This is a genomic window from Amycolatopsis sp. NPDC024027 (assembly GCF_040638975.1).
In the GTDB taxonomy this organism is placed as follows: Bacteria; Actinomycetota; Actinomycetes; order Mycobacteriales; family Pseudonocardiaceae; genus Amycolatopsis.
On the sequence record NZ_JBEZYY010000030.1, the window covers coordinates 1 to 24,688 of the forward strand.

At 71.6% G+C, this 24,688-nt stretch carries 24 protein-coding genes and 1 pseudogene; 5 read left to right on the forward strand and 20 right to left on the reverse strand.

Annotated elements, in window-relative coordinates:
- Nucleotides 1-149: 149 nt before the first annotated feature.
- Both AB0F52_RS44800 and AB0F52_RS44805 read right to left on the reverse strand, forming a co-directional pair.
- Entirely contained in the window at nt 150-1,469 is a 1,320-nt protein-coding gene (locus tag AB0F52_RS44800; RefSeq protein WP_360184760.1) for an MATE family efflux transporter, read from the reverse strand.
- A 129-nt stretch (nt 1,470-1,598) separates the two neighbouring features.
- The gene (locus AB0F52_RS44805; protein ID WP_360184483.1) at nt 1,599-2,588 is read right to left on the reverse strand and encodes a bifunctional oligoribonuclease/PAP phosphatase NrnA; all 990 of its coding nucleotides are present in this window, start codon (nt 2,586-2,588) and stop codon (nt 1,599-1,601) included.
- A 25-nt stretch (nt 2,589-2,613) separates the two neighbouring features.
- Here AB0F52_RS44805 and AB0F52_RS44810 point away from each other — a divergent pair, with 25 nt between their 5' ends.
- On the forward strand, nt 2,614-3,645 hold the full coding sequence (locus AB0F52_RS44810; RefSeq protein WP_360184485.1) for an SAM-dependent methyltransferase: 1,032 nt from the start codon (nt 2,614-2,616) through the stop codon (nt 3,643-3,645).
- A 15-nt stretch (nt 3,646-3,660) separates the two neighbouring features.
- On the opposite strand, the gene AB0F52_RS44815 is transcribed toward AB0F52_RS44810, so the two are convergent.
- The gene (locus tag AB0F52_RS44815) at nt 3,661-4,806 is read right to left on the reverse strand and encodes an SPFH domain-containing protein (protein WP_360184488.1); all 1,146 of its coding nucleotides are present in this window, start codon (nt 4,804-4,806) and stop codon (nt 3,661-3,663) included.
- Nucleotides 4,807-4,826: 20 nt separating this feature from the next.
- Entirely contained in the window at nt 4,827-5,054 is a 228-nt protein-coding gene (locus AB0F52_RS44820; RefSeq protein ID WP_003084005.1) for a hypothetical protein, read from the reverse strand.
- A 154-nt stretch (nt 5,055-5,208) separates the two neighbouring features.
- On the opposite strand from AB0F52_RS44820, the gene AB0F52_RS44825 reads away from it, so the two are divergent.
- The 3 genes from AB0F52_RS44825 to AB0F52_RS44835 all read left to right on the forward strand — a co-directional run bounded on the left by AB0F52_RS44825 (nt 5,209) and on the right by AB0F52_RS44835 (nt 7,297).
- Nucleotides 5,209-5,751: a helix-turn-helix domain-containing protein gene (locus tag AB0F52_RS44825; protein ID WP_360184491.1), complete on the forward strand. Its 543-nt coding sequence runs from the start codon at nt 5,209-5,211 to the stop codon at nt 5,749-5,751.
- Nucleotides 5,748-6,365, forward strand: a complete 618-nt coding sequence (locus AB0F52_RS44830; RefSeq protein WP_360184494.1) for a class I SAM-dependent methyltransferase — start codon at nt 5,748-5,750, stop codon at nt 6,363-6,365. The genes AB0F52_RS44825 and AB0F52_RS44830 overlap by 4 nt, the downstream gene beginning before the upstream one ends.
- Before the next feature lie 383 nt (nt 6,366-6,748).
- A complete protein-coding gene (locus AB0F52_RS44835; protein ID WP_360184497.1) occupies nt 6,749-7,297 on the forward strand; it encodes a hypothetical protein in 549 nt (182 codons plus the stop codon).
- Here the strand turns inward: AB0F52_RS44835 and AB0F52_RS44840 are convergent.
- The 13 genes and pseudogenes from AB0F52_RS44840 to rimP form a co-directional block, all read right to left on the reverse strand.
- A pseudogene (locus AB0F52_RS44840) lies at nt 7,222-7,785 on the reverse strand (transposase); the annotation flags it as partial. The gene AB0F52_RS44835 and the pseudogene AB0F52_RS44840 sit on opposite strands and share 76 nt — an antisense overlap.
- A gap of 62 nt (nt 7,786-7,847) precedes the next feature.
- Nucleotides 7,848-8,309, reverse strand: a complete 462-nt coding sequence (locus AB0F52_RS44845) for an SUKH-3 domain-containing protein (protein WP_360184500.1) — start codon at nt 8,307-8,309, stop codon at nt 7,848-7,850.
- Nucleotides 8,306-12,808, reverse strand: coding sequence for an RHS repeat-associated core domain-containing protein (locus tag AB0F52_RS44850; RefSeq protein WP_360184503.1), 4,503 nt, complete (start codon nt 12,806-12,808; stop codon nt 8,306-8,308). Before AB0F52_RS44850 ends, AB0F52_RS44845 begins: the two co-directional genes overlap by 4 nt.
- Nucleotides 12,805-13,128: a type VII secretion target gene (locus AB0F52_RS44855; RefSeq protein ID WP_360184506.1), complete on the reverse strand. Its 324-nt coding sequence runs from the start codon at nt 13,126-13,128 to the stop codon at nt 12,805-12,807. The genes AB0F52_RS44850 and AB0F52_RS44855 overlap by 4 nt, the downstream gene beginning before the upstream one ends.
- Nucleotides 13,129-13,145: 17 nt before the next feature.
- Nucleotides 13,146-13,667 carry a YbaB/EbfC family nucleoid-associated protein gene (locus AB0F52_RS44860; protein WP_360184509.1) on the reverse strand — a complete coding sequence of 174 codons (522 nt, stop codon included), beginning with the start codon at nt 13,665-13,667 and terminating at the stop codon, nt 13,146-13,148.
- A gap of 124 nt (nt 13,668-13,791) precedes the next feature.
- Nucleotides 13,792-14,268 (reverse strand): hypothetical protein, encoded by a 477-nt coding sequence (locus tag AB0F52_RS44865; protein WP_360184511.1) that lies wholly within the window; start codon nt 14,266-14,268, stop codon nt 13,792-13,794.
- Entirely contained in the window at nt 14,265-15,089 is an 825-nt protein-coding gene (locus AB0F52_RS44870) for an alpha/beta hydrolase-fold protein (RefSeq protein ID WP_360184513.1), read from the reverse strand. The genes AB0F52_RS44865 and AB0F52_RS44870 overlap by 4 nt, the downstream gene beginning before the upstream one ends.
- A gap of 4 nt (nt 15,090-15,093) precedes the next feature.
- Entirely contained in the window at nt 15,094-15,576 is a 483-nt protein-coding gene (rbfA, locus tag AB0F52_RS44875) for a 30S ribosome-binding factor RbfA (protein ID WP_360184516.1), read from the reverse strand.
- Nucleotides 15,577-15,595: 19 nt separating this feature from the next.
- Entirely contained in the window at nt 15,596-15,889 is a 294-nt protein-coding gene (locus AB0F52_RS44880) for a DUF503 domain-containing protein (RefSeq protein WP_013228120.1), read from the reverse strand.
- A gap of 70 nt (nt 15,890-15,959) precedes the next feature.
- A complete protein-coding gene (gene infB, locus AB0F52_RS44885) occupies nt 15,960-18,968 on the reverse strand; it encodes a translation initiation factor IF-2 (protein ID WP_360184520.1) in 3,009 nt (1,002 codons plus the stop codon).
- 78 nt (nt 18,969-19,046) lie between these two features.
- Complete coding sequence (locus tag AB0F52_RS44890; RefSeq protein ID WP_103335065.1) at nt 19,047-19,364, reverse strand: YlxR family protein; 318 nt, start codon at nt 19,362-19,364, stop codon at nt 19,047-19,049.
- Between the two features lie 77 nt (nt 19,365-19,441).
- Nucleotides 19,442-20,488, reverse strand: a complete 1,047-nt coding sequence (gene nusA, locus AB0F52_RS44895; protein ID WP_360184522.1) for a transcription termination factor NusA — start codon at nt 20,486-20,488, stop codon at nt 19,442-19,444.
- Nucleotides 20,485-21,027, reverse strand: a complete 543-nt coding sequence (gene rimP / locus AB0F52_RS44900; protein ID WP_360184524.1) for a ribosome maturation factor RimP — start codon at nt 21,025-21,027, stop codon at nt 20,485-20,487. Before rimP ends, nusA begins: the two co-directional genes overlap by 4 nt.
- Before the next feature lie 121 nt (nt 21,028-21,148).
- On the opposite strand from rimP, the gene AB0F52_RS44905 reads away from it, so the two are divergent.
- A complete protein-coding gene (locus tag AB0F52_RS44905; protein WP_360184527.1) occupies nt 21,149-22,084 on the forward strand; it encodes a ferritin-like domain-containing protein in 936 nt (311 codons plus the stop codon).
- A gap of 67 nt (nt 22,085-22,151) precedes the next feature.
- Here the strand turns inward: AB0F52_RS44905 and AB0F52_RS44910 are convergent, their stop codons facing one another.
- The 3 genes from AB0F52_RS44910 to AB0F52_RS44920 all read right to left on the reverse strand — a co-directional run bounded on the left by AB0F52_RS44910 (nt 22,152) and on the right by AB0F52_RS44920 (nt 24,681).
- On the reverse strand, nt 22,152-22,748 hold the full coding sequence (locus AB0F52_RS44910) for a hypothetical protein (protein ID WP_360184761.1): 597 nt from the start codon (nt 22,746-22,748) through the stop codon (nt 22,152-22,154).
- Nucleotides 22,749-22,860: 112 nt separating this feature from the next.
- Nucleotides 22,861-23,874 carry an aminotransferase class V-fold PLP-dependent enzyme gene (locus AB0F52_RS44915; RefSeq protein ID WP_360184529.1) on the reverse strand — a complete coding sequence of 338 codons (1,014 nt, stop codon included), beginning with the start codon at nt 23,872-23,874 and terminating at the stop codon, nt 22,861-22,863.
- Between the two features lie 42 nt (nt 23,875-23,916).
- Nucleotides 23,917-24,681 (reverse strand): isocitrate lyase/phosphoenolpyruvate mutase family protein, encoded by a 765-nt coding sequence (locus tag AB0F52_RS44920; RefSeq protein WP_360184531.1) that lies wholly within the window; start codon nt 24,679-24,681, stop codon nt 23,917-23,919.
- Between the last annotated feature and the right edge of the window lie 7 nt (nt 24,682-24,688).

Genomic DNA, 24,688 nt, shown 5'->3' on the forward strand with positions numbered 1-24,688 from the left:
GGCTTCCTCTTGCCCATGGTCTCCATGATGAGGGACATCCTTCCGGAGGCTCACGCCCCCTGATCTCAGATGTCCGTCAAACCGGGTCACGCCCATCCCGGATCACGCGAGATGCCTGCTCAATCACGCGAGATGCCTCTCCGGACACGTCAGGCTGGGCGGGTGGCGCCGGTCACCGCCCAGTTTCCCGAGCGCCAGCGGACCAGGACCGCGGCCAGGCGGAGGAGCATGAAGCAGGAGAGGCCGGTCCAGATGCCCGTGAGGCCCCAGCCGAAGCCGAGGGAGGCCCAGATCAGCGGGAGGAAGCCCAGCGCCGCGCTGCCGAGCGTCGCATTGCGGAGGAAGGCCGCGTCGCCCGCGCCCAGGAGGACGCCGTCCAGGGCGAAGACCACTCCCGCGATCGGCTGCAACGCCACGAAGAACCACCACGCGTGCGGGATCTCCGCCAGCACGCCCGGGTCGGACGTGAACGCGTGCGGCAGCACCCCCGACAACGCGGCGAACAGCACGCCCAGGAAGCAGCCCATCAGCAAGCCGTACCCGGTGATCTGCGACGCGACCCCGCGCGCCTGCCGGGCCGCGTTCGCCCCCAGTGCCGCCCCGACCAGCGACTGCGCGGCGATCGCCACCGAGTCCAGCACCAGCGCCAGGAACGTCCACAGCTGCAGCACCACCTGGTGCGCCCCGACGGCCTCGGTCGACGTCCGGGCCGCCACGGCCGCCGCCGAGACGAAGCACGCCTGGAACGCCAGGCTGCGCAGCACCAGGTCGCGGCCGAGGCCGAGCTGCGCGCGCATCACCTTGAAGTCCGGCCGGAGCCCGACCTTCTCCCGCGCGAGCGCCACGAAGAACAGCGACGCCGAAATGACCTGCGCGACGACGTTCGCGATCGCCGAACCTTCCAGCCCCAACCCCGCCCAGTACACGAGGACCGGGCACAGCACGGCCGAGATCCCGTTGCCCGCCAGCACGTACCGCAACGGCTTCGCGGCGTCCTGCACCCCGCGCATCCAGCCGTTGCCGGCCATGGTGACCAGGATCAGCGGCGCCCCGAACAACGCGATCCGCAGCCACGACACGGCGGCGGACGCGATCTCGTCACTCCCCGAAAGCACCCGCGCGATCGGCCAGGCCAGCAGCTGCCCGGCGGCCAGCACGACGAGCCCGACGAACACCGCCAGCCACGTCGCCTGGACGCCTTCGCGCACCGCGTCGGCCCGGCGGCCGGCGCCGTGCAGCCGGGCGGTGCGGGACGTCGTGCCGTAGGACAGGAACGTCAGCTGGCTCGACACCTGGGCCAGCACGACGCCGCCGAGCGCGAGCCCGGCCAGCGACAGCGCGTCGAGGTGACCGACCACGGCGGTGTCGACCAGCACGTACAGCGGCTCGGCGGCCAGCACCCCCAGCGCGGGCACGGCCAGGCCGAGCACGCGCTTCGCCGGGACCCGCTCGATCTCCTCCACGTTCACCACGAACCGGACTCTAACCGCCGCCACCGACCGTCCTGACCGGCGGGAACCCGACCGAACGCAGTGAATGACTCATTCACCGCATCGGACGTCAGGAATGAGTCATTCACTGCATCCGGACCGGGCGCGCTACAGCAGCGGGGCCCGCTCCAACGCGGCACGCAGGCCCGCGACAACCTCGTCGGCGGAGCCCGCGATCGTGCAGCCCGCGGCCTGCCGGTGCCCGCCGCCGCCGAACTCGGCCGCCACCGCCGAGACGTCGATCCCGATCGAACGCAGCGAAATCTGCCACTGCCCCGGGTGCGCCGGGTCCTGTTTGAGCACCGCCGCGACGGCCGCTTCGCGCACCGAGCGGACGACGTCGATGACCGACTCGACCTCTTCGGCGCGCACCGTGCGGGCCGCGTCGACGCCGACCACCGCGTGCACGAAACCCCGGCCCTGCGCGGCTTCCGGCTCCAACTGAGCCTCGCGGAGCACCGACGAGAGCATCGGCAGCCAGGCGAACGGGCGCTCGTCGACGATCCGGCGCACGATCGCTTCCGGATCGGCGCCCGCTTCGAGCAGCCGGGCCGCCATCCGGTGCGTCTCCGGGCTCGCCCGGCGGAACCCGCTGGTGTCGGTGACGATCCCGGCGTAGAGCCCGCGCGCGATCGGCTCGTCCAGCTCGGCGCCCAGCGCCTCCAGGACGCGGAACACGAGGACCGCGCTGGCCTCGGCGCTCTCGTCGACGACGTGGCAGGTGCCGTAGAACGTGTTGGTCGCGTGGTGGTCGATCACCAGCACCGCGCCGGCGAGCTCGACGCGCCCGGCGAGCCGGCCGAGCCGCTTCGGCGTCGGCGTGTCGACGCAGACGAGCAGCTCCTCGGAGTCCGGGAGGTCGTCCGGGTGGGTGAGCAGGCCGTCCTCGTCGAGCCACCGCAGCGTCTCCGGGGCCTCGTCGGGCTCGCCGAAGGAGACGCGCACGCGGGCGCCGCGCTGCCGCAGGGCCCGGCCGAGGGCCAGCGCGCTGCCCAGCGCGTCCGCGTCCGGCCGCACGTGGCCGAGGATCGTCACGTCGGTGGCCGGGGCGAGCAGTGCCGCCGCGTCCCGGATGTCCTGCGCCGAAGTAGAGGTCACGGTGCGTCACGCTACGCTCTGCGGGATGCCTGAGTACGCGATGCTGGTCTACCCCTCGGCCAACCGGGTCTACGCCGCCTCCTCCCCCGCGCTGCTGCGCGCCGAGCTGGCGGTGTTCGGCGCGCGCCTGGCGGCCGAGCTGTCCGCGATCGACGACGTCGAGCTCGGCGGCGTCGGTTACGTGCGCTTCACCAGCTCGGCGCCCCTCGGCGAGAGCGATCTCGCGCTCCTGTCGAACGTCTCGTCGCTGTACGCGCTGTTCGAGCTGGGTGACGGCGTCCTCCGTCCGGTGCCCGTGACACCGCTGGCGAAGGCCGACTCGGACCTGCTGACCATCCAGAAGTACGCGGGCAAGACGAACGAGCTGTTCACCAAGCTGCTGGTGAACGTGACGCTGCTGGCGACGGCGGACCCGTTCTCGGACCGGCCGAAGTACCTGCTCGACCCGCTGTGCGGCCGCGGCACCACGCTGAACCAGGCGATGATGTACGGCCTGCACGCGACCGGCCTGGACGTCGACGCCAAGGACTTCGAGGCCTACGAGGCGTTCATCAAGACGTGGCTGCGGAACAAGCGCGTCAAGCACACCGCCGAGTCGGGACAGCTGCGCCGCAACAAGGTCCGGCTCGGCCGGCGGCTCGACATCGAGTACGCGCTGGACAAGGAAGCGTACAAAGCGGGCGACACGCGCAAACTGACCTATTTCAACGCCGACACCCTGACCACCGACGAGGTGCTGCGGGCGAACTCCTGCGACGTGATCGTCGCCGACGCGCCGTACGGCGTCCAGCACGGCAGCCACCGCGAGACGGGCCTGCAGCGCAGCCCGCGCGACCTGCTCGCCGCGGCCGTCCCGGTGTGGACGCGGGTGCTGAAACCCGGCGGGGCGCTCGGGATTTCGTGGAACACGACCGTGCTGCCGCGCGAAGAGCTCGTCGAGGTGCTCCGGAAGGCCGGCCTCGACGTCCGCGAGGGCGGGCCGTGGGACGAGTTCGCCCACCGCGTGGACCAGGCCATCCTGCGTGACCTGGTCGTCGCGGCGAAACCGGCTTCCTGAGTCGACAAAGCGCTTTCAGGACGCGGTGAGCTCACCCGGCTTGGGCAGCTGCCCGTTCGCTTCCGGCGCGGGTGTGGGCGCCGGCGGGTTGGTCAGGCCCCGCTTCACCGAGTCCAGGATGGACAGTCCCTGGCCGACGAGGCCCGCGGCCATCTCGCCGAGGCCGTCGGCGCCGTTGAGGATGTTGACGTTCGCCCCCGCCAGGCCCCGGCCGGCTTCCTTGACGATCTGCGGCAGCTGGTCGATGAGCATCCGGTCGAGCGCGACCCGGTTGTTCGACGCGGCCGCCTCCGCCTGCACCCGCATCTTCTCCGCTTCGGCGAGCGCCAGGATGCGGATCCGCTCGGCCTCGGCGTCGGCGGGCTTGATGACCTCGGCGACCAGCTGCTGCTGCCGCAGTTCGGCTTCGCGCTGGGCCAGCTCGGTGCGCGCGTCGATGACCTCCTGCTGCGCCTTCGCCTGCGCCAGCGGCCCGGCCTGGGACGCCTGGGCCTGAGCCGCCTCGACTTCGGCCCGGTACTTCGCCTGCACGATCGACGTCTGCCGGGCGTACTCGGCCTGCGTCCGCTGCGACTCCTGTTCGGCTTCCGCCGCGGTCTTGTTCGCCACGGCCTGCGCGATCTGCGCATCCCGCTGGATGGCGGCGTTGTGCGGCGCGGCCATCGCGGCGATGTAGCCGAGCTTCATGTCGTCGATCGACTGGATCTGCAGGGCGTCGACGGTGAGCCCGATCTTCGCCATCTCCACGGCCGAGCCGTCCAGCACCTCGGTGGCGAGCTTCTGCCGCTCGGTGATGATCTCCTCGACGGTCATCGAGCCGATGATGGACCGCAGGTGCCCGGCGAAGATCCGGCCGGTCAGCACGGACATCTGGTCCTGGTCGGAGAGGAACCGCTGGCCGGCGTTGACGATGCTCTCGGTGTCGTTGCCGACCTTGAACGCGATCACCGCCCGGACCGTGAGGGCGATGGCCTGCTTCGTCACGCACACCTCGGTCACTTCGGCCTCGCACATGGCGAGCGTGAGGAACCGGACTTTCCGGAAGACCGGCATGACGAACGCGCCGTGGCCGGTGACGACCCGGAACGGCGCCGCGCTCTTGCTGTTGCCCCCGGAGATCAGCATCGCCTCGTTGGGGGCCGGCACGCGATAACCGAACATCGATTTTCCTTCTGCGAGCACTAGGAAGCGGGATCCGAGGCGTCCCACGCCACGACGTCGACCGTGCGCCGGCCCCGGGTTTCCACGACCAGGACGGTCGTGCCCTTCGGCAGCTCCGTGTCGGACCAGGCCAGGAAGGTTTCCAAGCCACCCCTGATCCTGATCAGCACCTCCCCGGGGCCCCGCTGCCCGCGGGTGCCGACCAGGAGGACTCCGGTGCGGCCGGACGGGGAAAGGTCGGAGTGCATGGTGCCGACCTCCCCTCGGTGGCCGTCTCGGTGCGGGTTCACCCCCGCTGGCACCATTGTGCTCCCGCCCGGCCCCCGAGGTGGGCACTGTGAGGTTCCGATCAGAAGGCAACCAGGCGAGCCGCTCAGGCGTACACGGTTATACTCGCGGACCGTGACCGTCGAGCAACGTCCCCTGCGCGCGGACGCCCGCCGCAACCGGGAAGCCCTGGTCGCGGCGGCGCGGGAAGTCTTCGGCGCCAAGGGGGTCGACGCCCCGCTCGACGAAATCGCGCGGCGCGCCGAGGTCGCGATCGGCACCCTCTACAACCGGTTCCCGACGCGGGCGGACCTCGTCGAAGCCGCCTTCCTGCCGACGCTGGAAGAGGCTCAGGCCGTGTTGGAGGAGGCCCTCGCGTGCGAGGACCCCTGGGCGGGTTTCGTCCTGTTCCTCGAGCGTTCGGTGCTGATGCAGGTCTCCGACCGCGGCTTCACCGAAGTCTGCTCGCGGACCTTCGACCCGGCGTCGGGGCTGGAGAAAGCCAAGCAGGCCAACGGTTCCCGGATGAACCGGATCATCTCGCGTGCCCAGGAAGCAGGGGCGTTGCGGCCGGACTTCCGCGGGCCCGACCTCGCGATCGTGTTCGCCGCGGCGACCGCCACCCCGGACTGGCGGCGCGCGCTCGGCATGGTCCTCGACGGCCTGCGCGCGCGATGACCTGGCTCGCGGACACCGCCACCTCGTACGACACGGTGGCGTCGAGCTACGCCGAGTTCGTCTCTGATGCGCTTGAGGAACAGCCGTACCTCAAGGCGGCGCTGACGCTGTTCGCATCCCGGGTCGACGGCCCGGCGGTGGACGTCGGCTGCGGTCCGGGGCACTTCACGGCGTACCTGGCTTCGCTGGGCGTCGACGCGTCCGGCATCGACCTGTCACCGGGGATGATCGACCTCGCGCGCCGGTCACACCCCGGGCTGCGGTTCGAGGTGGGGTCGATGACGGACCTCGCGCTGCCCGACGCGTCGGTCGCGGGCGTGCTGGCGTCCTGGTCGCTGATCCACGTCCCGGACGAGTCGGTGCCGGTGACGCTGGGTCACTTCCACCGCGTGCTGCGGCCGGGCGGGCTGCTGACGATCGGCTACCACGTCGGCGCGGGCACCCGGCTGAAGACCGAGGGCTACGGCGGGCACCCGATGCGGGTCAACATCCACCTCCGGCAGCCGTGGTGGCTGGCCCGCCGGGTACGGGACGCCGGGTTCACCGTGGAAGCCGAATGGCTGCTGCGCCCCGGGGCCGAGGTGCCGCAGGCGATTTTGTTCGCTTCGAAATAGTGCGTTCATGAGTTAGCTCCCACCATGTTGATGGGGGTTTTCCGCCCGATTCGGCGTTTTCGTTACTGTCGTCCTCTCGGTGCTCGCCTCGACGCTGCTGCTCGGCGCGTCCGCGGCGCACGCCGCGCCGCCGCCGCTGGGCAAGCAGAACTGGGTGGTCAGCGTGGCCGGGTTCACCGACGCCGCCGGCAGCAATTACCTGCGGCTCGGCTACGTCGTGTTCGACCCGTCGAGCAACGCCGTCCAGCACAACTTCTGGACGTGGAGCCAGCGCGATTACCCCGTTCCGGTGAACAGCGGCGACGTCTACTACTGCGGCGAGTTCCAGCCGGGCACCAACCCGCGGAACAACTGCGCGATCAAGACCGCGCCCGGGTTCACCGGTGACCCGAACGGCCACTTCACCGGCAAACACGTACTCGATCACCGGTGGCTACGCCTACGGCAGCAACGCCTCGCTGGCCGTGACGAGCAAGGCGTCGATGAGCACCGTCCGCGCCACCGAACGGAAGTATCTGTACGAGGCGCAGAGCTGGAACAAGAACAAGATCACCACCCTGGCCCGGGGTGCCGCCGGCAGCGGCAGCTTCACCGTCGGCCCCACCTGGAACGCCTGCACGGACGGTTCGTGCCTCGGGTACGTGCAGAAGAACGCGGGCTGCGACGCGGGGTCCTGCTGCCCGAACCCGGGCACCCCCGAGTACGAGGCGTGCGTGAAGAAGCTCGCCGACACCGGCGACCGGCGGTTCTACTACCTGACCGGCGATCTGGGCGGCCGGCGCAACAGCTACGAGTTCTGGTGCGAATGCCTCTCCTACGACGGCTGCTACCTACTGAACAGCCATGTGCGGCCGCCTTCTTTCCAGTCCGGCAGCTCGCTGCCGTCGCGGGGTTTGCGGTACGGCATGACAACCCCGGAATTGCCTTGGTAACCACCATCGGCCATCACCGGCCGATCGGCGAGCTGGTCGGCGATGCCGGAGTCGCGGTAGACGGTGCAGTCGTTGCGGCTGCCCGGCTGCGGGTCGCCGGTGGCGATCACCAGTCTGGTCTCGGCATCGATCGCGACCTGCACGTTGGTCGAATATCGGTAGTTCTTCGACGGCGTCGCCAGCCGGTGATCCCGGATCGGGACCAGGGTGCCGTCCACGATCGCCACGGAGTCGACCGGCGTTTGCGGACCGGCGCCAGCGCCAGCAGCGGACCGATCTGACGCATCGTCAGGTTCGTCCGCCAGTAGGTCGCGACCAGCAGAACCCGGTCTGCCAGCGGCAACGCCCACTGCCGGCCAGGGCGCCCGTCCGCGATCTCGTCCCCGCCGCGCTTGGCGACCAGCCGCACCACCTTGCGGAACTGTGCCCGGTTCCAGCCCGGCGAACGGGGCGGTCCACTCCGGTCGCGACGCTGTGATCACCTGCACCACGACATGATCAATTACCACAACGACCCACCCACCCCGATGCCGGGGTTACGAGACATCCCTTAGTTCTCGCGCAGCACCTTCGGGGAGCGGGAAGCCAGCAGGAAGACCTCCAACGCCTCGCCGAAACTGTCCCCGATCTCCAACCATTCGACGTCGTCGTAGGACACGACCTTGCCGGACTCCCCCACGAAGACGCAGGCGTTCGAGATCCATTCCGCCACCGGATAGAAGCGCTGCGCGTAGCGGGCTTCGAACTCCTCCGCGATGTCATGGGCGCCGCCGCCGGCGAGGACCGGCTCGAAAAGCAGGGGATGGGCGTACGGTCCCTTCACCACCGGGGGGACTTCGAGGCCGCCCAACGAGCTCAAGACTTCCGCGGCCACGTCGGAGAGCACGAAACCCTCCGGCCGCAGCGCTTCCACCCACCCGTCGATCGGTACGCGCCGGCTCCGGCTCCAGCCTGCCGCCTCCAATGTGGACACCACCGCGGGCGGCAGAGCGTCGAAGACTCCCACGTTCACGGCCCTCCCGGCCAGCTGATCCCCAAGCGTGCCAGCAACGGTGTGCAGTAGGGCGGGCAAGGGTCGATCGGCGTGCCGTGGGAATTGGCCGGACTGCCGATCGGCCGCACGCGCACCGATTCCATGGACCCGCCCCGGATGGCCTGCCGGGCAAGAGCGTCCGCCTCGTCCGGCAGGTGGCCCGCCGCGAGTGCCGCGGCTCGTTCCTCGTGATATGCCCTCGACAGGGCATTGACCTCCGCGCATGCCCCGTGACGATTGCTCAGGGGAGCGATCTGCTCCATTTCTTGGCGCAGGTGGTCTGGAATGGGCACCCCTTCCCGGTTGTGCCCACGATACCTCCGGCCGGACGGGGTGGTGTACTCGGAAGCGACGCGAGGCGTGCTGCCCTGGTTGGTGCCGCGCAGGCCGTCGGCGTACGCGTTGAGCGTGCAGGAGACCAGGCCGAGCGGGTCGATGGTCATCAGGGGGTTGGCCGCATAGCGGTAGTGGTTCGAGCCGGCGGCCAGGCCCAGCGGATCCGCGCTCGCGTACCGGCCGGTGTCCGGGTCGTAGTGGCGGTGGTGGTTGTAGTTGAAGCCCGATTCCGGGTCGGCGTACTGGCCGGGGAACCGCAGCGGGGTGGTGGCGCCTCCCGTCCCGCCGCTGCCGGCGATCGTCCGGCCCCAGAGGCTGGTGCGCTGGTGCCAGGCGATGGCGCCGCGCTCGGTCACCAGTTCCGTCGGCGCGCCGGCGAAATCGGTGACGATGGCGTAGAACCGCTCGTCGTACCAGTCCTGCGGACGATCCGCCGTCCACGATCCCTCGCGCTGCACGACCGGGGTGAACCGGTTGGGTTCGTACTCCCACGCCGTCAGCCGGTGGTCGGCGGAACCCGAGACCCGGCGCACCTGTTCGGCGAGGACGACGCCGTCCCAGACGAAGTCGATCTGCTCCACGACGTGCTCGCGGTCCGCCCCGAACCGTTGCTTCGCGATCCGCCGTCCCAGCGGGTCGTAGCGGTACTGCCAGCGTGTGCCGTCGGGGGTGCGGACCTCCACCAGGCGGTCTTCCGCGTCCCAGGAGTAGCGCCACGTGTCGGGCTTGCGCGACAACCGCTTCCGCTGCCGCAGCACCACCCGGCCCTGCGCGTCGTGCTCGTACCGGGCCTGCCCCGCGCTCTGCGGGCGTGTTCCCCGGTAGCGGCGTTCCCCCTGGACGTCGGGATCGGTCCGGTCGTCCGGCCGGAACGCGCCGGTGAGGTTGCCCGCCGCGTCGTAGCGGTAGGTTTCGCGCCGGCCGGGGCCGGCCACCGCCGTGACCCGGCCACCGGCGTCCAGTTCGAAGGACCTGCGCCCCGTCAGGCGATCGTCGATCCCGGTCAGCAGGCCGTCCGCCCGGTAGGAGTACGAACGGTCCTGCAGCCGGCCCCCGGGTCCGGCGATGGTCTGGGAGATGAGCTGGGAGTTGGCGCTCCACCGCTGCGCCAGCACGACGTCCGTTCCGATCTGCCGCTGCAGCTCCCGCCCGGCCGGGTCGTACCGGAAGCGGACGGTTCGGCCGGCTGTGTGCAGCGCGAGCGGCTGGTCGTTGGGGTCGTACTCCCAGACCGCCTCCGCACCGGACGGCAGGCGCCGCCCGACCCGGCGCCCGAGCGCGTCGTACCGGGAGACGACCGAACGGCCGTTGCAGACCTCTTCGATCACCCGGCCGAGCGCATCGCGGACGAAGGACAGCTCCGTCGTGCCGTCGCTCGCGTGGATCAGCCGGCCGGCCGGATCGTGGGCGAAGGTCGCAACCCTGCTCGCGGTGCGCCGTTCGACCACGTTGCCGAGCAGGTCATAGCCGAACTGCATCGGCTCCCCGGCCCCGTTGACACGCTCCACCAGCCGGCCCGCGGGATCGTGGCGGTAGGTGAGCGTCCGGCCGTCGAAGTCGGTCTCCCGCACCAGGTTGCCGGCCGCGTCGTACTCGCGCTGCCAGAGAAGGCCGAGTTCGTTGCGGACGCCGGTGAGCCGCAGCTCGGTGTCGTAGCTGAATTCCAGGCTCGTGCCGTCGGGCCGCCGTTCGGCGCTCGGCAGGTCGAAGGCGGTGTATTCGGTGCGGGTCACCTGCCCGAGCGGATCGGTGTGCACCCGGCAGTTGCCTTCGCCGTCGTACCCCCACTCGTCCCGTGAACCGTCGGGCAGGGTACGCCACGCCAGGCCGCCGCCGACGGTCCAGCCGAAGCGGGTCACGCCGCCGTTCGGGTCGGTGATCGCGATCAGCCTTCCGAACCGATCCCGCTCGTACCGGGCGACGGCGCCGAGCGGGTCAGTGCTCGAAGCGGGCAGCCCGAACGCGTCGCTCGTGAGCAGCCGGGTGTGTCCCAGCGGATCGGTGACCCGGACGAGACCGCCACGCTCGTCGTAGGCGAGCTCGGTCACCCCGCCCGCGGGATCGGTGACCTTCGTGACGTTGCCGCGGTCGTCGTACTCGCGGCGGGTGGTGGCGCCATCCGGACCGATGACGGTCACCGGCAGGTGGAAGTCGTCGTATTCGAACAGGAACTGGCTGCCGTCGGGGCGGGTGACGGCGACGAGGTCGCCGCGCTCGTCGTACCGGTAACGATCGGTCCGCCCCACCGCGTCGGTGCGGGACAACAGGCGGTCGAAGCGATCCCACTCGAACCGGGTCTCGTGACCGAGCGGGTCGACCTCCCGCACCACCTGCCGAGCTTCGTTGAGGTGGAACGTCGTGCGGCCACCCAGCGAGTCGATCGAGTGGGTGACGCGATCGTCGGAGTCGTACTCCATCGCGCCGCTCATCGCGCCGCCGGGGCCCTCGGTGCGCACCACGCGGCCGGCGGCGTCGTAGGAGTACCGGTACCAGCCGCCGTTCCGGTCGGTCCAGCCGGTCACCCGACCCGCCCGGTCGTAGTCGAAGCGCAGTGCCAGACCGGACGCGTTGACGACTTCCGCCAGCCGGGCGTCCCGGTACCGGTAGCGCGTCAAGGGCAGTTCGTCGCCGTCCGCGTCGGCGAGGTACAGCGCGGTGACCAAGGCTCCGTCGCATTCGACGCGGATCCGGTAGCCGCTGCTGTGCCGGATTTCGGCCGGTGCTCCGGAGCCGGTGTACCGGAAGTCGATCCGGTTCCCGTTCCGATCGGTGGTCGCCGCGATCGGACGCATCGCACCGCCGGGGCCGAAGTGCAGCACGTGCTGCTGCGCGAAGTCGGTCAGCCGGTACCCGCCGTCGCCGTCGCGCTCGAGTGTCCGGCGCGGGCCCTCTCCGGCCTGGACCGGGTACCCGGGAGCGGGGTGCGGGAACACCTGCAGCGTGCCATCGTCGGCGGCGAAGTACACCCCCTCCGCTTCGATCTCCAGCCGCTGGTCCAGCGTCGAAGCCCAGCTCGGACCGAAGGACCGCCCCGCCCGGTAGGACGACAGGTGCACCCGCCGCACGGTCACCGCGAGCACGCCGAGGAGCTCCACGTCCGTCTGCGCCATGACCAGCCGCCCGCCGGCGACGTCCACCGGATCCTGCTCGCACCGGAGCTTGTCGGCGGGCACGGCGTTGTCGCGCGGCTCGCCGACGTTGTCCTTGATCCGGCTCGACGACGGCGTGGTGGCCGACGGGCTGGTGCCGTCGGGCGCGTGCGAAGCCGCGGGGGCATCCGGGCTGTCCGGCGCGTGAGCCGGTGTCGTGCCCTCCGCGAGGTGTGGCGCGTCGGCATGGGAGCCGGCATGCGCGGAAGGAGTGACACCGTCGGAGCGGCGGCCGGCCCGGCGACCGAGCTTGCCCAGCTTTTCGAGGATTTCGCCGAGCTTGTCGACGATCTTGCGGATCTTGGGTGCGGCGTTGCCGACCGTCTTGACCAGTTTCCGGATCAGGTCCGAAACCTTGCGGATCGCGTTCGTGATCGCGGTCGTCGCCTGTACGGCCACCGCCGGAGTGGCGAACCCGAGGGTGCAGGCCTCCTCCAAGGCCCACGAAATCAGCTTCCCGACCAGTTCGGCCACCAGGTCACGCACGGTTTCCCGGACCATGGCCACGACCTGGCCCATGATCATGACGCCGGTGGAGATCCCGTCGGCGAGGGTCCCCGCCCCGGCGATGGCGTCGCACTGCTCGGCGGCGCGGGCGCGGTAGCCGTCGGCGCCCTCACCGGTCCACCCGGCAGTCCCGGTCTTCGCCTCGTTCGCCAAGTCGCCGGCGATCGCGCCGACCTCCTGGGCCACGTTCGCCCACGTGTCGGCGAACGACTGGATCACCGGCGGGTTCCCGGCGAGCCAGTCCAGCGCCTGCTTCAACGGCTGGACGTGTTCGATCAGCCACGACACGCCGTACTGCGCCAGGGTGCCGATCGGGTCGATGACCAGCGACAGGACTTCCATGCCCGCGCCGAGAGCGCCCATGCCGAACTCGACCCACGACCCGTCCTTGACCCCGTTCGCGAGGTCGGTGGCCGACTCGGCGATGCCGATCCCGGTCACCGCGGTGGTCTGCGACTGGGGCTTGGCGACCAGCGGATTGCTCATTCCAGCGGCTTCCCGAGCTTGCTGATCGCCTGGCCGGCCTCGTGCTCCTGGTTCCGGTAGGCCTGGACGGCGTCGCGCACCTTGCCGGCGGTGTCGGTGACGGATCGGCCGGCTTGCCGCAACGCCTCGACGCCCCGCTGTTCGAACGGGTCGAGCAGCATGGCGAAGGGTTGGCAGATCACCCCGTAGGCGCTGTTGTCCATGGTCACCTGCTGGGCGGCCCCCACCGCCGCCTCGAGCCGCTGCGCCAGCGCGTCGACCTTGCCCGCGTGGGTGCCGAGTTCCTCGGTCAGCACCTCATACCCTGGCCCGTCGGACACGGTGATCCCCCTTCACCTCAATCGCGGCGCAAGAAACTCCGGTCGCCGAAATCCTCGCCGTCGTCGTTCTCGCGCGATCGCGGTGGCCGGCGAGGCGGCGCCGGCCGTTCTCCGTCGTCTTCGATTTCCACCCGGAGTTGCCGGCCCGGCAGCGCTGCCTCGTCTTCCGCGCTTTCCTCCGGAGCCGGGAAGTTCCGTTCGGCCACTTCGACCAGGTGCCGGCTCGTGGCATCGTCGCCCACCGTGCCGGCCAAGATTTCCCGTATCTTTTCGGGGTAGCGTGACTGGGCCTTGCGCATCGCCGCCATCACCGCGCCCGCGATCTGCTCGGGGCTCATCGTCCGCACCGCGCCGGTCATCGCGACGCCGGTCGGGATGCCGTTGGCCCCCACCGTGACGCGCACCGCGCCGTCCGCGACCGACTCGGTGATCGAGATCTGCTCGACCTGCTGCTGCATTTGCCGGTAACGGGTCGCCTTTTCGGTGGCGTCCCGCTCCCAATCATCCACCAACCGCTCGATATCCGGCGGTTCAGTCATGATCCCCTCTTATTGCAACCTCGGAGCCGCGTTCTTCCCCTTCTGATGCATTCCTTTGCAATCTAGGTGGCTTTGCCTGATTCTGGCAACCCGCGGCCACCACACCCTGACTGCCGCGGGAGTATCAGGCGAACGCCTGCTCGGCGAAGCTGAGTCCGCCGCGCTCGGTCATGGCCAGGACCTGCCGGGGGACGTGCTTCGGCGCCATCCGCAGGTACTGCCGGAAGCCCCGCGCCCGCAACTTGAGGTCGAACTCGTGCCCCTCGATGTGCCACAGCGGGTAGGGCTTGTCGTCCGGTGGGTCGAGGCGGTGGAGGTCCGCTATCTCCAGGCTTCCGTGCAGCGGGCCGATGTCGCCGGTGATGTCCCAAGCCTGGTCGAACACCAACGTCGCCGGGGTGATCCAGAACGTGAAGTGCTTCTCGCGCCGGGCGGGCTCGACCCAGCGGACGATGTAGTCCAGGTCCAGCAGGAGCCGGCCCGGTGGCGGGTCGTCGTCCTCGAGGAAGCCGAGTGCGTGGATGCGGCAGTCGTGCCAGCCCATCTGCGGGAAGTCGGCGTCGGTCCAGACGGCCTTGGACAGGCCGGACGGGTCGGTCACGACAGGCGCTCCCCCACGAACTTCACGATCTCCGGCAGTACGCCCCGCCAGTATTCGTCATCGTGCCCGCCCGGGGAAAACCGGGACACGGCCGGCGAAACCGCCTTCACCAGCCGGCGATCCGCCCCCAGGAACGGGTCCGACTCGCCGCACCACACACCCATGCCGCCGGGACGCAGCTCGGCCGGGTGCAGCAGCGGTTCGGAGTCGCGCCAGTTCGCCTCGTCCGCGAAGACCTTGCGGCTGCGGGCGTCCGGCCAGCTGACGAACAGGGCCGCGCTCGCCGTGGCCACCGCCTTCAGGTCCGGGTGGGCGCGGGCGAAGCGCAACGCGCCGAAGCCGCCCATCGAAATGCCGAACACCGCCGACGCCGGACGCAGGTCGCGGCTCGCCAGCCAGCCGGGGACTTCGTCGGTGAGCATGCGCTGCGGGTCGTCGTCCGAACCGACGTTCACCCAGTAGTGGTCACCGTCGATCGCCGCGATGGCGAACGGCGGCGTTCCCGCGCGGACCGCCGCCGTCAGCAGCGCAGGCACGCCGAGGGATAGGAACGTCCGCGCCTGGGCGCCTCGGCCGTGCAGGGCCAGGCACACCGGCAGCCCCGAGGCCGGGACGCCTTCGGGCGTGATGAGCACCAGGTCGACGTCGGTACCGCGGGCCGCCGAGTGCATGCGCTGGACCGTCACCGGGTCGCGCAGCGCCGACGGGTGGGTCGGCTCCGGCACAGCGGGTGGGCCGGGCGGGGGCCCGGCGGGTGCGGACGAGCAGCCCGCCAGCAGCGCGAGTGCGCTACCGGCGAGCAGGCCGCGGCGGGAGAGCACGGGGTCAGCCCCGGCTCTCCTCCTCCGCGAGCTCGTCGTTTTCGGCGTCTTCGGTCTCGCGAGGAGCCTTGTACGGGTCGGCTTCGCCGGCGTGCTGGGCTTCGGCCGCGCGCCGCGCGACCTCGGCGTCGGCCTCACGGGCCTTCGCCAGCAGGTCCTCGATGCGCTTCGACTCCTCGGGAATCGTGTCGGCGACGAAGGTCAGCGTCGGCGTGTAGCGGACGCCGGTGCCCTGCCCGACCTTCGTGCGGAGCATCCCGCGCGCCGATTCGAGCGCGGCGGCGGCGCCGGCGAAGTCCGGGGGGATGTCCAGCTTCTCGCCGAGCACCGTGTAGTACACCGTGGCGTCGTGCAGGTCGCCGGTGACTTTCGTGTCCGTGATGGTCACGTAGTCCAGCCGCGTGTCCTTGACCTCGTGTTCGATCGCCGACGCGACGATCTGCGAGATCCGCTTGGCGAGCTTGCGAGCCCGAGCCGGATCAGCCATGTCGTTCTCCTAGAAAGGTCTAATCGTCCGGACCCAGCAGCCGGCGGTGCGCGGAGAGCAGTTCGAACTCCGGTCTGCTCGCCACGTACCGCTCACACGAGTCCAGCACGTCACGGACGTGTTCGCCCGCTTCGGCGACCACGGCCACCCCGATGAGGGTCCGGCGGTGCAGATCGGTGTGCCCGGCTTCGGCCACTGAGACGGCGAAGCGCTTGCGCACCTCGGCCAGCACCGGACGGACCACGGATCGCTTCTGCTTCAGCGAATGGACGTCGCCGAGCAGGATGTCGAGCTCAAGAGCTCCGACGAACATAGGCAGTTTGGGTGGTGTAGTAGGGAGACACCGGGTGTGCGCGAGAACGCACACCCGGTGTCGATCGTCCTTACGCGCGGGGCTTCTCGCGCTGCTCGTACGTCTCGATCAGGTCGCCGACCTTGAGGTCGCCGTACGAACCGAGCGTCAGACCGCACTCGTAGCCCTCGCGGACCTCGACCACGTCGTCCTTGAACCGCCGCAGCGAGCTGACCGGCAGGTTCTCCGCGACGACAGTGCCGTCGCGCAGCAGCCGGGCCCGCGCGTTGCGCCGGATCTCGCCGGACATGACCAGGCAACCCGCGATCGTGCCGATCTTGGAGGACTTGAAGACCTCGCGAACCTCCGCGCGGCCCAGCTCGACCTCTTCGTACTCCGGCTTGAGCATGCCCTTGAGGGCCTGCTCGATCTCGTCGATCGCCTGGTAGATGACCGTGTAGTACCGGACGTCGACGCCCTCGCGGGTGGCCCGCTCGGTCGCCTTGCCCTGGGCGCGGACGTTGAACCCGAGGACGATCGCGTCGGACGCGGTCGCCAGGTCGATGTCCGACTCGGTCACGCCACCGACACCGCGGTGGACCACGTTCAGCTCGACCTCGTCGCCGACGTCCAGCTGCAGCAGCGAGGCTTCGAGGGCCTCGACCGTACCCGAGTTGTCACCCTTGATGATCAGGTTGAGGCTGTTCGTCTCCTTCAAGGCGGAGTCGAGGTCCTCGAGGCTGACCCGCTTGCGGCGCGACGCGTTGAGCGCGTTCCGCGTACGAGCCGACCGGCGCTCGGCGATCTGCCGGGCGACGCGGTCCTCGTCGACCACCAGGAAGGTGTCACCCGCACCCGGCACCGAGGTGAACCCGATGACCTGGACGGGACGCGACGGCAGCGCCTCGGTGACGTCGACGTTGTGCTCGTCGACCATCCGGCGGACGCGGCCGTAGGCGTCACCCGCCACGACCGAGTCACCGACGCGCAGCGTGCCGCGCTGGACCAGAACCGTGGCCACCGGGCCGCGGCCGCGGTCGAGGTGTGCCTCGATCGCGACACCCTGGGCCTCCATGTCCGGGTTGGCCCGGAGGTCCAGAGCGGCGTCGGCGGTCAGCAGGATCGCCTCGAGCAGGCCATCGATGTTGATGTTCTGCCGCGCGGAGATCTCGACGAACATCGTGTCGCCGCCGTACTCCTCGGCCACGAGGTTGTACTCGGTCAGCTGCTGCCGGATCTTGTCCGGGTTCGCGCCTTCCTTGTCGATCTTGTTGATCGCGACCACGATCGGGGCCTTGGCGGCCTGCGCGTGGTTGATCGCCTCGACCGTCTGCGGCATCACACCGTCGTCGGCCGCTACCACGATCACCGCGATGTCGGTCGAGTTCGCACCACGGGCACGCATGGCGGTGAACGCCTCGTGACCCGGGGTGTCGATGAAGGTGATCAGGCGCGGGTTGCCCTCGAGCTCGGTCTCGATCTGGTACGCACCGATGTGCTGCGTGATGCCGCCGGCCTCGCTCTCGCGGACCTTCGTCTTCCGGATCGTGTCGAGCAGGCGGGTCTTACCGTGGTCGACGTGACCCATGATGGTCACGACCGGCGGCCTGACCTGCAGGTCCTCTTCGCCACCCGCGTCGTCGCCGTAGGTGATGTCGAAGGTCCCCAGCAGTTCGCGGTCCTCCTCCTCGGGGCTGACGACCTGAACGTGGTAGTTCATTTCGCCGCCGAGCAGCTCGAGGATGTCGTCCGACACGGACTGCGTCGCGGTGACCATCTCGCCGAGGTGGAACAGCACCTGCACCAGCGAAGCCGGGTTGGCGTCGATCTTCTCGGCGAAGTCGGTCAGCGAGGCACCGCGCGGCAGTCGGATCGTCTCGCCCTGGCCCTTGGGCAGGCGAACGCCGCCGACGCTGGGCGCCTGCATGTTGTCCATGTACTCCTGGCGCTTCTGCCGCTTCGACTTGCGGCCCTTGCGCGAGGGACCACCGGGACGCCCGAAGGCACCCGCGGTACCGCCACGGCCACCGGGGCCGCCACGACCGCCGCCGCCACCGCGGAAGCCGCCGCCACCGGCCGGGGCACCGCCGCCGCCACCGGGACCGCCGCCACCCGGGCGGAAGCCGCCGCCACCGCCGCCGCCACCGGGGCCGCCGCGGAAGCCACCGCCGCCGCCACCGCCACCGGGACCGCCACGGAAACCGCCGCCGGCACCGCCACCGGGGCCGCCACGAGCGCCGCCACCGGGGCCGCCACGGGCACCGCCACCGGGACCACCGCGGGCACCGCCACCGGGACCGGCGGGACGCTGCGTGCGGCCCGGCATCATGCCGGGGTTCGGCCGCGGGGGCATGTTGCCCGGGCTCGGCCGGTTGCCACCGGCGCCACCACCCGGCCGCGGGGCCGGACGGTCACCGCCGGCGCCACCGCCGGGACGCGGGGGCCGGTTGTCGCCGCCCTGGCCGCCACCGGGGCGCGGGCCCTGCGGACGCGGCGGGGCGCCGGAACCGACGCCGAACGGGTTGTTGCCGACGCGCGGGGTGCGCGGGCCGGGCTTGGGACCGCCGGGCTTGGGGCCCTGCGGCTTCGGCGGGACGACCGAACCGGTGCCGCCCGCGGGGGGCGTGGCCGGGGTGTCCTGCTTGGGAGCGGCGGGCGCGTCCGCTTTCGCGGCCGGGACCTGCTCCTGGGGTGCGGGTGCGGCGGGCTGCTGACGCGGGCCGGGCCGGGGGCCGGGGCGCTGCCCCGGGGAAGCCGGCTTCGACGCCGCGGGCGCCTGCTGCTGGGGTGCGGCCTGAGCCGCGGCCGGGGCCGGGGCCGCCTTGGCCGCCGGAGCCTGCTGGGCAGGCGCTGGGGGCTTCGGGGCGGCGGGCGCACCGGGCTTGGCGGCCGGCGGGCCGGGGCGCGCCGACGGACCGGGGGTGGGCTTCTTGGCGCCCTTGGGCGCATACGCGTCGCGAAGACGGCGGGCGACGGGCGCCTCGACCGTGGACGACGCGGACTTGACGAACTCGCCCTGTTCCTTCAACTTCGCGAGCACGTCCTTGCTGGTGATGCCGAGCTCTTTCGCGAGCTCGTGTACGCGGGCCTTGCCTGGCACAACTCTCCTCATCTAGGGGAGGCCAGGCGGAAAACCCGCTGACCTCGTCCTTATTGTCTGACGCTCATGGCTTCAGCTTCACGGCTGACTCATGACGGGTCGACCTGCTTCCTTGAATCCTCGCGACCCCGGGGATGTCCCGGGCTCGTGGTGCGGGGTGGTGCGCCCGACGTGCTCGCGGACCTCGCGGGCATCGAGCGCCCCGAGAGCCCGCAAGGCTCTCGGGAAGGCTCGCCGCCGTTCGGCCTTGGCCAGGCAGTCCGGGTCGGGGTGCAGCCACGCTCCCCGGCCCGGCAGCCGCCGACGCTCGTCGACGACCACCCGCCCGGCCACCGCGACCACGCGCAGCAGCTCACCGATCAACGCCCGCCGCTTGCAGCCGACACAAGTCCGCACCGGGGAAATCCGGTGGGGCTGGTGCTCGGCTACCCGCCGCGGGCTTCGAACCACTCCTGAGTCTAGCGCTTCGACCTTCACTCAGCCGAACCGGTTGCCGCGGCGGGCCGCGGCGGACGGGCGTGGTCTTGATCACCCTCGTCGTCCACCGGTGCGGCGTCGCTGCGGATGTCGATCCGCCAGCCGGTCAGACGGGCGGCGAGGCGGGCGTTCTGGCCCTCCTTGCCGATCGCCAGCGACAGCTGGAAGTCCGGCACGACGACCCGGGCGGTCTTCGCCCGCTCGTCCACGACTCGTACCGAAACAACCTTGGCGGGCGACAGCGCATTCCCGACGAAGCGGGCGGGATCCTCGGAGAAGTCGATGATGTCGATCTTCTCGCCGGCCAGCTCGCTCATCACGTTGCGCACGCGCGCGCCGACCGGGCCGATGCAGGCGCCCTTGGCGTTGACGCCCGCCACGGTGGACTTGACCGCGATCTTCGTGCGGTGCCCCGGCTCGCGCGCCACGGCGGCGATCTCCACCGTCCCGTCGGCGATCTCGGGCACCTCCAGCGCGAACAGCTTGCGCACCAGGTTGGGGTGCGAGCGCGAGAGCGTGATCTGCGGGCCGCGGTTGCTGCGCGACACCGTGACCACGTACGCCTTGATCCGGCTGCCGTGCTCGTAGGACTCCCCGGCGACCTGCTCGCCGGAGGGCAGCACGCCCTCGGTGTCACCCACCTGGACCACGACCATGCCACGCGCGTTGGCGCGGGCGTCGCGCTGGATGACACCGGCGACGATCTCGCCCTCCTTGGTGGAGAACTCGCCGAAGGTCTTCTCGTGCTCGGCGTCACGCAGCCGCTGCAGGATGACCTGGCGGGCGGTGGTGGCGGCGATCCGGCCGAACCCCTCGGGGGTGTCGTCCCACTCCTCGTCGACCTCGCCGTCGTGGGTCAGGGTGTGCGCGAGCACGCGCACCAGGCCCGTCTTGCGGTCGATGTCGATGCGGGCGTGCGACTGGTGGCCCTCGGTGTGCTTGTAAGCGGTGAGCAAGGCCGTCTCGATGGCCTCGATCACCGTTTCGAAGGGGATGTCCTTGTCCCGTTCGATCGCCCGCAACGCGGCGATGTCGACGTTCACTTCGACCCCTTCTCCGTCTCGGCCTGACCGGCAGCGATCATGCCGGACGCGTCGTCTTCGAGCAGTTTCAGGTCCTCGGCGGGCGGCTGCTTGAACTCGATCTCCACGACCGCCTTCGCCACGTCGGCGTAGCGGACGTCGCGGAGCTTGCCGCCGGCCAGGACGCGGGCGGCGTCCTGGCCCGCGTGACCGACCCGGCCGACGAAGGGCGCGCCCTCCGCCGGGCTGACCTTCACCAGGCGGAATTTCGCGCGCCGCCAGTGCCGCGGCTGGGTCAGCGGGCGGTCGAGGCCCGGCGAGGTGACCTCCAGCGTGTAGGCGCTCGCGAGCACGTGCTCGTTCTCGTCGAGCGTCGCCGAGACCGTGCGGCTGATCTCGGCGATCTCGTCCAGCCCGACCCCGTCGTCGGAATCGACGACGACCTTGACCAGCTGGCGCCGGCCGGCCTGCTGCACCTCGAACGAATCGAGGTCGAAACCCGCGGCGGTGACGGCTTCGGCCACTATCGGCTGAAGCCGGCTGGCGAGTTCTCCTGGCACGTGGGGCTCTCCTTGGTTCGGACCGGGGGTACGCGGGTCGGTGGTGGACCAGCTTATCCGGTCGCCCGCTGACCCCGCGCGAGCGGCGGGGCCGCCCCGGGGCCTGGCAGGATGGGGCGGCGTGACCGGAAGACCGACCGAGCTGACCCGCCGCGGCGCCCTCCGTGCGGGGGCGCTGGCCGCATTGGCCGTTCCCCTCGCCGCCTGCGGGCCGGGCTACGACGAAAGCCCCGACCCGCTGCAGCCGCTGCTGGCCGCCGCCCAGGCCGACGCCGACGCCGCGCGGGCGCTGGCCAAGGGCGCCGACGCCGACGCCGCCGGCCAGCTGGCCGACGCGCGCGCGGCCCACGCGGCCGCGTTGAAGTCCGAAGTGGACCGGCTGAACCGGCCCAAGCCGTCGCCGTCCGCGGCCCCACCGGCCCCCGCGGCGCTGGGCGGCCTGAAGGACCGGCTGGCGGCCGCCCGCAAGCAGGCCGAAGACCTCGTCGGCGGGCTGCCGCGCTACCGCGCCGGGCTGGTCGCGGCCGTGGCGGCGGGCTGCGCGGCGCTGCAGCGCACCGCCCCCGCGCTGGGCCCGGGCGAGGACGCCCCGAAGGTGGGGACGGCCCCGGCCGGCGCGGTGCCCCCGGAGGCGGTCGACCCGCTCCAGGTGGCGCTGGCGGCCGAGCACGCGGCGATGTGGGTGTACGGGCTGGTCAGCGCGTTCCTGCCGGGCGAATTCGGCGACGCGCAGAAGAGCGGCACGGCGGAGCACGCCCTGCGCCGCGACTACCTGCAGACGACGCTCTCGGCGGCCGGGGCGACCCCGGTGGCCCCGGAGGCGGCGTACGTGCCGAAGACCCCGGTGACGGACGCGAAGTCGGCGTCCCAGGTGGTGGCGACGGCCGAAGCGGACTGCGCGGCGGCGTGGCTCGCGGTGATCGACCACACCGACGACGCCGGCTTGCGCACGACGGCGCTGCACGCCCTGGTGGCGGCCTCGCGGCGAGGCACGCCGTGGCGGTCCGAGGCGGGCGAGAAGCCGGTGGCGATCGCCATGCCCGGCCAGTCGGGCTGACCCGTCGTGAGTGGTAAGGCGGGTCCCCACCCGCCTTACCACTCACGACCGGCCGCGGCAGGGCGGGTCAGGGGTGCAGGTCGGCCGACAGGCGGAGGGCGTCGTCGGCGATCTTCTCGATCAGGTCCTTGTCCTTGTGCTTGGCGTAGAAGTCGGCCAGCACGATCGTCGTGTTCGTGCCGTCGACCTTCGACGAGTAGGCCGCGTCCGTGCCGCTCACGCTCGGAGTGCCGGTGCCGGCGAACGTCTTGTCCTTCACCATGTCGGTGACGTTGCCGGTCTCGTCCTGCTCGGTCAGCGCCTTGAGCGCCTTCGCCTTCGCCGAGTCCGGCATCCCGACCACAACGACCGACACCAGCGCCTTCGCGCCGCCCGACTCCGTCGTGTACAGCGCGCGCACCAGCGACTGGCACGGCGTGTCCTGGAAGAAGGCCTTCGTCTTGCCGTAGGACTTCTCGACGCAGTCCGTCGTCTTCGCCGGCCCCGCGACCAGCGTGAACTTGAACTGACCGGTGTTCTGCGCCGGCGGCTGCGCGACCGGCTGGTCCGGCGTCGAGTCGTGCCGGATCAGGAACCACAGCAGCCCGGAGACGACGGCGATCGCGACCAGCCCGGCCCCCCTGAGCAACAGGGACCGGGTGTCACGAGCCGGCGGCCCCGGCACGGGCGGCCGGGGCTGCGGGGGCACCGCGCCCAGCGGGGCCGTGTCGGACGGGCCTGGGGTGAAATGCGCACCAACCACGGGGTCATACGGTAGTTCACCCCGCTTTCGAGGTTCACTCGAATGCGGGTAAGACGCGTTCGACGTCGTCAAGGGTGTTGTAGAGGTGGAAGCCGACCCGCACCCGGCCGCCGCGGACGCTCGACACGATGCCCGCCTCGGCGACCCGGGCCGGGTCGCCGTCGAGCGACACGATCGCGGTGCCGCGTGGCGGCCGGCCCAGCTTCTCCAGCAGCGTGTCCGCGAGGCCGGTGTTGTGCGCCTGGACCTGGGTGAGGTCGAGGCCCGCGAAGTACTCCAGCGCCACCGCGGAGCCGACCTGGGCCAGCCAGGCGGGCGAGAGGTCGAACGCGCGGGCGTCGCCGGCCAGGCGCAGCGGGAGGCCGTAGACCGTGGCCCACGGGTTCTCCCCCGCGTACCAGTTCGCCGCGACCGCGCGGGTGCGCTCCTGCGCGTCCGGCCGCACCGCGAGCCACGCGCTGCCGCGCGGCGAACCGAGCCACTTGTAGCCCGTCCCGGCCACCCAGTCCGCCCAGGCGAGGTCCAGCGGCAGCCAGCCGACCGCCTGGGTCGCGTCGAGCAGCACCGCCGCCCCGGCGGCTCCGGCCGCGGCCCGCAACGCCGGCAGGTCCACGATCCGGCCGTCGGCGGACTGGACGACGCTCACCGCGACGACGTCGTGGCCCTCGACCCGCGAGGGCAGCTCCGCCAGGGGCACCTCGGTCACCGTGACGCCGGGGTGCACCGCGAAGGGGAACGTCACGCTGGTGAAGTCGCCTTCGGCGGCGAGCACGCGGGTGCCGGCGGGCAGCGCCGCGGTGACGTTGGCGATGAGCTGCGAGACCGACGCGCCGCTCGCGACACGCCCGGGTTCGACGCCGACCAGCCGCGCGAACCCGGCCCGCGCCCGCGTGACGTACTCGTCGAACTCGTCCGGCCGGATCGCGCCGGTCCGCCACCGTTCCACCGATTCGGCCACGGCTTCGGCCACCGGCGCGGGCGGGATGCCGACGCTGGGCGTGTTCAGGTATCCGGGCGGGGCGGCGAAGTCGGTTCCGAAGGCACGCATGCCCCGAGCCAAGCAGACCGGGCCGGGCCGGGCCCACCCGATTTACGGCAGCAGCGCGGTGACGTCGGCGTAGGCCGGCGGGCTCAGCGGCAGGTCACGGCCGTCGCGCACGGCCAGCGCCGTTTCGGCCGCGGCGGCGAGGGCCATCCGGTACGGCAGCGAACCGAGGCTGACCCGCGCGACGCCCAGCTCCGCCAGCCCGGCCACGGTGACCTTGCCGGGCAGGAACAGGAGGTTGAGCGGCAGGCCGGCGCCGACGATGCGCTCGACGTCGGCCGGCTCGGCGAGGCCGGGCACGAAGACGCCGTCCGCGCCCGCCGCCGCGTACGCCCGCACCCGCCGCTCGGCCTCGGCGAGCGAGCGGTCCCCCGCCCAGTGCGTGTCGGTCCGGGCGTTGACGAACAGGCCGGGTGCGCGCTCCTTGACCGCCGTGACCAGGGCGCACTGGACGTCGACCGGGGCGAGCGAGCCGTCGATCCGGCCGTCTTCGAGGTTGACGCCGACGACGCCCGCGCCGGCCAGCTCGGCCGCGAGATCGGCGACCGCGGCCGGGTCCGCGCTGAAGCCGTCGGCGATGTCGACGCTGACGAGTGCGTGCAGCCGCGCCAGGCGGGTGGCGAGGGCGACGGTCGCGTCGCGCGTCGACGGTGCCCCGTCCGGCTCCCCCGCCGCCGCCGAGACGCCGAGGCTGGTCGTGCCCAGGGCGCGGAAGCCCTGCGCGGCGAGGAAGGCGCCGACGCCGAACTCCCACGCGTTCGGCAGCAGCAGCGGGGATCCGGGGACGTGCAGGGCACGGAATTCGTCCATGCCCCGA

Excerpts from the sequence above, each read along its gene's own strand:
- AB0F52_RS44815 (WP_360184488.1), bottom strand. The coding sequence starts at position 4,806 with ATGTTCGGTTATCGCGTGCCGGCCCCCAACGAGGCGATGCTGATCTCC.
- rbfA (WP_360184516.1), bottom strand. The coding sequence starts at position 15,576 with ATGGCTGATCCGGCTCGGGCTCGCAAGCTCGCCAAGCGGATCTCGCAG.
- AB0F52_RS44850 (WP_360184503.1), bottom strand. The coding sequence starts at position 12,808 with ATGAGCAATCCGCTGGTCGCCAAGCCCCAGTCGCAGACCACCGCGGTG.
- AB0F52_RS44810 (WP_360184485.1), top strand. The coding sequence starts at position 2,614 with ATGCCTGAGTACGCGATGCTGGTCTACCCCTCGGCCAACCGGGTCTAC.
- AB0F52_RS44915 (WP_360184529.1), bottom strand. The coding sequence starts at position 23,874 with ATGCGTGCCTTCGGAACCGACTTCGCCGCCCCGCCCGGATACCTGAAC.
- AB0F52_RS44820 (WP_003084005.1), bottom strand. The coding sequence starts at position 5,054 with ATGCACTCCGACCTTTCCCCGTCCGGCCGCACCGGAGTCCTCCTGGTC.
- AB0F52_RS44860 (WP_360184509.1), bottom strand. The coding sequence starts at position 13,667 with ATGACTGAACCGCCGGATATCGAGCGGTTGGTGGATGATTGGGAGCGG.
- AB0F52_RS44880 (WP_013228120.1), bottom strand. The coding sequence starts at position 15,889 with ATGTTCGTCGGAGCTCTTGAGCTCGACATCCTGCTCGGCGACGTCCAT.
- AB0F52_RS44830 (WP_360184494.1), top strand. The coding sequence starts at position 5,748 with ATGACCTGGCTCGCGGACACCGCCACCTCGTACGACACGGTGGCGTCG.
- AB0F52_RS44920 (WP_360184531.1), bottom strand. The coding sequence starts at position 24,681 with ATGGACGAATTCCGTGCCCTGCACGTCCCCGGATCCCCGCTGCTGCTG.